Genomic DNA, 6,883 nt, shown 5'->3' with positions numbered 1-6,883 from the left:
TCACTGTGGCGGTGCAGCGTACGGGCTGGGTGTTGTTGAACAGGTATGCCGTGCCTGCTGTTACCGTCTTTTGGCAGACGGCGGTCTGACCGCTGATCTCGCAGCCGGAAGTCGCGGTCCGGCGTGTACGTGCCGGCGGACGTCGTCGGCGAAGATCCGCAGCACGGAGGCGGCCAGCCGTGCTGCGCCGTCGGGATGGCTGCACGCGCCGCGTCCCGGGAACAGTCCGAGGCGGTGGTGCAGCCGGTCGATCGGCCGGACGTCGGCGGCGCCCCGGGCAAGCGCGGCGAAGCTGCCGTCTCGGCGAGGCCGCAGGTGCCTTCAGGCATCACCACCCACCTCCGCATGGCCGACGAGACGGGCGCCCTGAAACCGGAACAACTCGACGACCTGCGCGCCTGCCTGTACGGACTCCACTCCGTCCTCCGCCTGCACTTCAGCCAGGAAGAGGAAAGCTACTTCTCACTCGCTCCCTGAGCCGTACCGCCCGGTGTCCATGGGGTCAATGAGCCCGATGGGACTCAGAGGAAGCTGAGAAGTCCCTGTGAAAAGGTGCCGAGGCCCCGCACGACCACGTCCCGGCCAACTTCCTTGGAGAAAGCCCTCATGAGTCTCACTGTAGTGAACGGACTGCCCGCACATGTCCTGTTCGTGCACTTCGTCATCGTGCTCGTGCCTCTGAGCGCCCTGGCACTCGTGGTGTGCGCGGTCTGGCCCGCGAGTGCCCGGCGACTCGGCCTGATGCTGCCGATCCTCGCGCTCGTGACGCTGGCAAGCGTTCCGGTGGCCACCCACGCGGGAGAGTGGCTGGAACAGCACGTCGGCACAAACCCGCTGGTACGCAAGCACGCCGAACTCGGCGATGGCCTGCTCCCGTGGGCTCTCGGACTCTTCGTGATCTCGGCCGTCGTCTGGTGGACGGCCCGCCGCTCGACACCCGCCCCGGACAGCACAGCAGGTGCCTCGTGGTCGCCCTCGATACTGCTGCGGGGTGCGGTCGTGATCCTTTCACTCGCTGTCGCGGTGGGCGCCGTAGTGGACGTCTACCGGATCGGCGACTCGGGCGCGAAGGCTGCATGGCAGGACAACTACTCCAAGACGGCCACGCAGAACGGCGGCTGACGGGACGAAGGCGGCCATGGGTCCTGGCTCCTCCACACCGTAAACGCACCGTGGCCCGCCAGGCCGAGACCGAACGGGAGGAGCGAGCGAAGATCATCAACACCGAGGGCGAGTCCCTCGCCGCAGCAGCACTCGACGACGCCTCCGAGACCGTGTGGCCGATACCAAGGACTGTCCAGCACCCACCTGGAGCAGGTACTCATGGAAACGGCACGCCTGGTGTCCGAGCCGACCGCTCGGGAGGCGACGCCACCCGGCGGGCGAAGGGAGGACACCTCACCAGTGCGGGGCCGTCGCACGTCCAACTGTCGTGCCGAATTGACGGTCAGTCCGCGAGTCCGAGCCGGCACGACTCGCCCGGCTGGACGCGGACGGTCCGGTCGGGCAGCCATACGTCGATAGCGGAGCGGTCCGAGGACGGTAAGGCGATCTCCAGCCGACCGCGGGTCAGTCGCAGCCGCACTCCCCAGCGGCCCCGGTAGCGGAGGTCGAACCCGTACTCGGACAGCTCCGGCAGCGGCAGGGCGAGGCACGTCCGCTGGGTGACCCGGGGGCCGTCGTGCCGGATGGTGGCGGACGCGTCGGCGGTCAGCCGGGCCGCCATGGCGAGCCTGATGTCCGAGGTGCGGGTACGGCAACGCAGCCACACGGCAACGCAGCCACACGGTGTCGGAGGTGTCGGTGCCGGTGTGCACGTGGGTCAGGTGACGGCCGTCCAGGTCCCGGTACCGCGGCACCCCCGCGTTGGTGACACCTCCGTCGAGCGCCGCCTCGACCTCCAGTTCGCCGGCGAAGCCCTCGGCCGTGAACTCGGTGCGCAGCGCGGCCAGATGAGGGTCGGCCATGTGCACCAGCCGCTGCTGACGCACCGTCAGGACCCGTCCCTCGCCGAGTCCGTAGCGGGTGCGCCGCTCCAGCAGGCCGGAGTCCAGGTGCAGGATCTGGTGATGGTCGAGCACGGTCGCGGTGTCGGGGGTGAGCCACCGCTCGTCGTGGAGGCGGAAGCGCAGGGACAGCCAGTTCGGCACGTTGACCATGTCCTCGTTCTCGACTTGGCGGCCTGACGCCTGGGAGATGAGCCGGTTGCAGCAGCCGGCCACATACGTCCCCGGGTAGTGCACCTCGTCCGCCGCGCACTCGGGCAGTGCGCCACGCGTGGCGAAGTACCCGTTGCCCAGGGTGCACAGCGACTCCCAGAGCCGCTCGTCCCCGGCCGCGTATCCCTCGTACTCCCAGGTCCAGCCGGTCACTTGGGGCTCCTCACGCGAGCGGTGCGCCGGGACGCGCACGACGGCGTAGGTGCCCCGAGGCCGTAGGGATCCATCATCAGGATCCACCGGGCAGCGGCACGACTGCGACCGGGCACTTCGCGTGGTGCAGCAACGCGTACGCGATGCGGCCCGGCCGGAGGCCGAGGGGACCGTGTCCGCGCCGGGCTCCGACGATCACCAGGTCGGCGGCGGCCGACCGTTTCACCAGCTGGCTGCGGGCCGACCCCTCGACCGTCGTGGTGCGGACCCGGACCCGCGGGTGGTCGAGCACCACGTCGCGCAGCAGAGTGTCCAGCAGGGCGGAGGCATGGGCCTCGTGGCGGCGGGCCGATTCCGGCGCCTGCCGGGAGCGATCGGCGGTCCTGCGCGCGGGACGCTTCCAGACGCGCACGATGTCGAGAGTGCAACCACGCGCCTCGGCCTCACGGAAGGCGAACCGCACGGCCTCCTCGCTGGTGTCAGGGTCCCCGGCGCCGAGCAGGACGCGTTCGTGGCGACCGGCCAGACCCGCCTCGTCACCGCGGACCACCGTCACCGGGCAATGAGCCCGGGCAGCCAGAGCCGGTCCGACCGCGCCCAGGAGCAGCCCGGTCAGCTCACCGAAGCCGCGCACACCGATCACCAGGGCCGAGGCGTGACGGCTCTCCTCCAGCAGCACGGGCAGCACGTCCCCGGGGACGGTCTCGGTGTCGACCTTCGCGTCCGGGTCGCGCCGCCGGGCCCGGGCCGCTGCGACGGTGACGACGTCCTCGGCCGGGACCCGCTCGGACGACGGCTCGGGACCGCCGGTCCGGGCGGAGGCGTCTGGCTCGCGTTCCGGGACGAAGGCTTGCACCAGCCGTAGCGACAGGCCGAGCCGGGCGGCCTCGTCGACGGCCCAGTCGACCGCGCGCAGGCTCGGGGCCGATCCGTCGACACCCACGACCAGGGGCAGCTCCATCGCGCCCACCGCCTTTCGCCGGACTCGGCGTCCTGCCGCGCAGGGCTCCACTGTCACCCTCGCACTCACCGCCGGACGGCACGAGGGCCACACGGCCCGGGCACCTGCCCACTCAGCCCCTGGGCCGCCGGGCACCGGAGCGGGACGCTCACGGTAACGCCGGAGAAAGGGTGGCCTGGCTCCCCGCGGAGGAGGCATCTGGAGCGCCGCGCGTCCAAGTGAAGGAGACGGTCATGGTTCCTCTCATTCTGATCGGCGCGACCGTACTGGGCGGCTGCCTGGTGTTCGGCTACAGCTCGCTCGTCGTCGGCTTCCTGCTGATGGCGGCGGGAGTCATCGGGCTCATCACGTTCATGAGCACCCGGGGCGTCGTCCTGCGGCCGGGCGAGCGCGAGGCCGTCATCGAGGAACGGCACTACATCGGCAAGCACGACGACCACCGGGACTACCGGAGTTGACCGCAGCAGCCCCCGAAAGGATCGTTCGCCATGAATGAAGCGATGTCCGCGGTCCACCCCGCCCGGTTGACCGCGGACCTCGATCCGTCCCTGTCGCGCTGGCTGTGGCTGGTGAAGTGGCTGCTCGCCCTCCCCCACTACGTCGTCCTGTTCTTCCTATGGGTGGCGTTCGTGGGAACGAGCGTGGTGGCCTTCTTCTCGATTCTGTTCACCGGCCGCTACCCGCGCCCGCTGTTCGACTTCAACGCCGGTGTGCTCCGCTGGAGTTGGCGCGTGGCGTACTACGCGTGCGGCGCCCTGGGCACCGACCGCTACCCGCCCTTCTCCCTCGCCGACGTGCCCGACTACCCCACGCACTGGGACGTGACGTACCCGGAGCAGCTGTCCCGCGGTCTCGTCCTGGTGAAGTGGTGGCTCCTGGCCGTTCCCCACTATCTGATCCTGGCGTTCCTGCTCGGCGGGCTGAAGGTGCCCTGGGCCTCGGGCGGCCTCATCGCACTGCTCGCCGTGTTCGCCGGGGTCTCGCTGGCCGCCACCGGCCGCTACCCGCGCGGCCTGTTCGACCTGGTGATCGGGCTCAACCGGTGGGTGCTGCGCGTGGTCGCCTACGCGGCGCTCCTCACCGACGTGTACCCGCCCTTCCGGCTCGACCAGGGAGGTGACGAACCCGGAACCGCGTCCTGAGCACGGCACCCGTCAGGGCCAGGCCTTCAAGGCCCGGACGGCAAGGGCCTGTTGGGCCCGGACACGGCCCCGTCGGCCCACGCCACGGCCACCGTGTCCGGGCCACTGTGATGACAGGAGACCGACCAGGGAGACTGCCATGACCGAACACACCGACGGCAACGCCATCGTGGTGGGCGTCGACGGATCCGCGGCATCGATGACCGCCCTGCGCTGGGCGGCCGAGCAGGCGGCGGTCCTGCACACGGGCCTGGTCGCCGTGCACGCCTGGGAACCGGCCGCGAACGGACACGCGCCCTACGCTCCGGTGCCCGCCGGCCCGACGCCCGCCCAGGAGCGCGAACGGGCCGCCCAGGTCCTCGCCGCCACCGTGCGCGAGGCCCTGGGACCCGGGACCGGCGATGCCGTCCTTCGCATCGTGGTGGAGGGACCGCCCGCACGCGCACTGCTCCAACAAGCGCGCGGCGCCCTGCTGTTGGCCCTGGGGCGCAAGGCGCACGGGAACTTCGGACGGCCCTCGGTCGGCCCGGTGGGCCGTGAGTGCCTGCGGCACGCGACGGTTCCGGTAGTGACCGTGCCGGTCGCGGAGCGGTCCCAGAAGCCGCCGGAAGCTGTCAGTTCCTCTTCACTGGCCGGGAGTCGTGCCTCCTAGCGCGGGGTAAGGGGCTCGCCATCCGGGGTATGAGGGGGTGGGGCCGGTCGGCTCTGGTGCGTGGTCGCTGTGGCCCACGGGCCGGGGTCCAAGGCCCCATCGTCGTACGCGCGGTCACGGACAAGGCTGACTGCATACGCGGTCGCCGGGTGAGAAGCGCCTAGTCCACGGGAATCCAGGAGGCGGCGGTCATGAAGCGCATACAGGAGACCAAGCGCCCCTCGATTCCGCGCCGGCCCGCGCCGCTCGACCTGCGCACCCCATCCGGGCGGCGCCTCCCGTACTGACACGTGAGGGGGCGTGCCCCGTCAGCGGACGAGAACCCGCTCCCCCGAGCGCGGCACGACGGCCGTCCAGCCCAGGGTCTGATCGATGCGGTCCCGCAGGGCCTCGGCCGCGTCGGGCTCGCCATGCACCAGGTAGGTGGTGTGCGGGGCGGGCGCGCCGCGCAGCCAGTCGATGATCTGAGCGGCATCCGCGTGGGCCGAGAAGTGCGGTACGTCGGCGACCTGTGCACGCACCGGGACGTACTCGCCGAACATCTTGATCGCCTTGGCTCCGTCGACGAGGTCGCGGGCCCGGGTGCCCTTGGCCGCGAAGCCCACCACCATGACGGTGTTGCGGGGGTCGGGCAGCAGACGCTCCAGGTGGTGCAGGACGCGGCCTCCAGTGGCCATACCGGACGCCGAGACGATGACGGCGGGTCCGGTGGAATCGCCGATCTCGATCGACTCCTGGACGGTCCGGGCCGCAAGGAACGGTTCAGGGCTCAGCGCGTCCGTGCCGGCGGCCGTGACCTCGGGCCGCAGCTCAGGAGCCCCGGCGGCGACGGCGTCCCGGTAGACGTCCAGCGCGGCCAGTGCCATCGGGCTGTCGACGTACACCGGTACGGCCGCCGGGAGCACGCCCCGTCGGCGGAGTTCAGCGAGCTCATGCAGGACGACCTCGGTGCGGTCGATGGCGAACGCCGGGATGACGACCGTGCCGCCCCTCCTGAGGGTACGGGTCAGGACATCGGCGAAGTGGGCACGTCCGGCGTCCTCCTCGTGGCGCCGGTTGCCGTACGTCGACTCCATGAGGAGGACGTCGGCCCCGGAAAACGGCTCCGGGGGCCGCAGGAGGGGATGTCCGGGGCGGCCGAGGTCGCCGCTGACCGCGAGGGTGTGCCCGTCCTCCAGGGTGAACAGCGCCCAGGCCGAGCCGAGGATGTGGCCGGCCGGGTGCAGCGTGAGGCGGGTGTGCGGGGCGAGTTCGGTGGTCTCGCCGGTCGGTACCGGGTCGATGAGCTTGAGGGTGCGGTCGACGTCCGAGTCGTCGTACAGGGGCTGTGCGGGCCGGTGCTTGGACCAGCCGTGGTCGTTGGCGTGCTGGGCGGCCTCGATCTGGAGCTTGGCGCTGTCGCGGAGCACGATCTCGATGAGGCGTGCGCTGTACTCGGTCGTCACGATGCGGCCGTGGAAGCCGTGCCGCACCAGTCTGGGCAGGTATCCGCAGTGGTCGAGATGGGCGTGGGTGACGACGACCGCCTCGATGTCGGTGGCGTCGCAGGGCAGCCGACGCCAGTTCATCCGGCGCAGATCGGCGAGGCCCTGGAAGAGGCCGCAGTCCACGAGGACGCGCGCGTGATCGCTCTCGACGAGGAACTTACTGCCGGTGACCGTTCCCACGCCGCCCAGGAAGGTAAGCAATGCGGGTCTGGTGCGGGCTTGCGCGGGGCGTGCCGGCGATGGTGCTGCGTTCGGGGTCATGGCGGCCT

8 protein-coding genes and 1 pseudogene are annotated in these 6,883 nt (G+C 71.1%); 5 read left to right on the top strand and 4 right to left on the bottom strand.

The window, feature by feature from the left end; translation table 11 throughout:
• The first annotated feature begins 195 nt into the window (after window positions 1-195).
• Both ACNFOC_RS25105 and ACNFOC_RS25100 read left to right on the top strand, forming a co-directional pair.
• Window positions 196-477, top strand: coding sequence for a hypothetical protein (locus ACNFOC_RS25105; RefSeq protein ID WP_416961348.1), 282 nt, complete (start codon window positions 196-198; stop codon window positions 475-477).
• A gap of 129 nt (window positions 478-606) precedes the next feature.
• Window positions 607-1,122 carry a DUF2231 domain-containing protein gene (locus ACNFOC_RS25100; protein ID WP_416961342.1) on the top strand — a complete coding sequence of 172 codons (516 nt, stop codon included), beginning with the start codon at window positions 607-609 and terminating at the stop codon, window positions 1,120-1,122.
• A gap of 325 nt (window positions 1,123-1,447) precedes the next feature.
• Here the strand turns inward: ACNFOC_RS25100 and ACNFOC_RS25095 are convergent, their stop codons facing one another.
• From ACNFOC_RS25095 to ACNFOC_RS25085, 3 genes and pseudogenes are all read right to left on the bottom strand, one after another.
• Complete coding sequence (locus ACNFOC_RS25095) at window positions 1,448-1,585, bottom strand: hypothetical protein (RefSeq protein ID WP_416961347.1); 138 nt, start codon at window positions 1,583-1,585, stop codon at window positions 1,448-1,450.
• A gap of 57 nt (window positions 1,586-1,642) precedes the next feature.
• Window positions 1,643-2,372 (bottom strand): annotated as a pseudogene (locus tag ACNFOC_RS25090) (glycoside hydrolase family 65 protein); the annotation flags it as partial.
• Window positions 2,373-2,448: 76 nt separating this feature from the next.
• Entirely contained in the window at window positions 2,449-3,333 is an 885-nt protein-coding gene (locus tag ACNFOC_RS25085; protein WP_416961341.1) for a universal stress protein, read from the bottom strand.
• 233 nt (window positions 3,334-3,566) lie between these two features.
• Here ACNFOC_RS25085 and ACNFOC_RS25080 point away from each other — a divergent pair, with 233 nt between their 5' ends.
• The 3 genes from ACNFOC_RS25080 (at window position 3,567) to ACNFOC_RS25070 (ending at window position 5,127) form a co-directional block, all read left to right on the top strand.
• Complete coding sequence (locus ACNFOC_RS25080) at window positions 3,567-3,791, top strand: hypothetical protein (RefSeq protein ID WP_416961340.1); 225 nt, start codon at window positions 3,567-3,569, stop codon at window positions 3,789-3,791.
• 30 nt (window positions 3,792-3,821) lie between these two features.
• The gene (locus tag ACNFOC_RS25075; protein ID WP_416961339.1) at window positions 3,822-4,475 is read left to right on the top strand and encodes a DUF4389 domain-containing protein; all 654 of its coding nucleotides are present in this window, start codon (window positions 3,822-3,824) and stop codon (window positions 4,473-4,475) included.
• 139 nt (window positions 4,476-4,614) lie between these two features.
• Window positions 4,615-5,127, top strand: coding sequence for a universal stress protein (locus tag ACNFOC_RS25070; RefSeq protein ID WP_416961338.1), 513 nt, complete (start codon window positions 4,615-4,617; stop codon window positions 5,125-5,127).
• A 308-nt stretch (window positions 5,128-5,435) separates the two neighbouring features.
• Here ACNFOC_RS25070 and ACNFOC_RS25065 read toward each other — a convergent pair whose 3' ends face one another.
• Window positions 5,436-6,875, bottom strand: a complete 1,440-nt coding sequence (locus ACNFOC_RS25065) for an MBL fold metallo-hydrolase RNA specificity domain-containing protein (RefSeq protein ID WP_416961337.1) — start codon at window positions 6,873-6,875, stop codon at window positions 5,436-5,438.
• Window positions 6,876-6,883 lie beyond the last annotated feature (8 nt).

This window comes from Streptomyces colwelliae (assembly GCF_048158785.1).
GTDB lineage: Bacteria > Actinomycetota > Actinomycetes > Streptomycetales > Streptomycetaceae > Streptomyces.
The sequence above is the reverse complement of the archived record's forward strand: the minus strand, read 5'-3'. Positions and strand labels throughout refer to the sequence as shown.